General features: G+C 40.9%; 2 tRNA genes. Both read left to right on the top strand.

The features are described 5' to 3' along the window. Positions 1-139 precede the first annotated feature (139 nt). Positions 140-216 (top strand) — tRNA-Ile (locus tag Q4Q52_RS22180). Between the two features lie 137 nt (positions 217-353). Further along, positions 354-429, top strand: a tRNA-Ala gene (locus Q4Q52_RS22175). Positions 430-738 lie beyond the last annotated feature (309 nt).

Here is a 738-nt window from a genome sequence, read left to right as displayed (position 1 = left end):
TGAGTGTTCACACAGATTTGCTTGATAGAAGAAAGAGTAAAAGATGGGTCTGTAGCTCAGCTAGTTAGCACCCCAATCCCTTCATAAAGAGTAGGGTGAGGTCGGTGGTTCTAGATGAACTTAGATTTATCAATAAGATGGGTCTGTAGCTCAGCTGGTTAGAGCGCACCCCTGATAAGGGTGAGGTCGGTGGTTCAAGTCCACTCTGACCCACCAAATCTTCGTTCTCCTTTATTAAATTAACACTCGTTTAGTGAACTAAACGTTGCGTTAATTTGCCGCGGATAACTCGATTTGGCAAACCAATCCTTTAGAGGTTTGGAACATCTTACTTACTCGCACTGCATGTAAATGGGGCTATAGCTCAGCTGGGAGAGCGCCTGCCTTGCACGCAGGAGGTCTGCGGTTCGATCCCGCATAGCTCCACCATTTACACCTTATTCTGACTTTATTGCAAAGTACTAAGGCATATGCATTATGGATAGAGATGCCAAAGATAAACTGAAAAATTATCTTTGGCTTTTTTAAGCCCGCTCTTTAACAATTTGGAAAGCTGATAGTATTTAATTGCATGAGTCTGTCATGTGATTAATTACAAAACGTTTAATGCGAAAGCATTGAACATGAGTTCTCAAACACTTTATTAAGTGTCTTGAATATTCAATAGTAAATTATTCTTTGCTGAATAGTTTACGTCTAAGGCGCGTCCACTTCTTTGGTCAGAAGTGAGACAAGTAA

Source organism: Shewanella sp. SP1S2-4 (assembly GCF_031932075.1).
Classification (GTDB): Bacteria; Pseudomonadota; Gammaproteobacteria; order Enterobacterales; family Shewanellaceae; genus Shewanella; species Shewanella baltica.
Note: the sequence above shows the minus strand (reverse complement) of the source record. Positions and strands in the feature narration are given on the sequence as shown.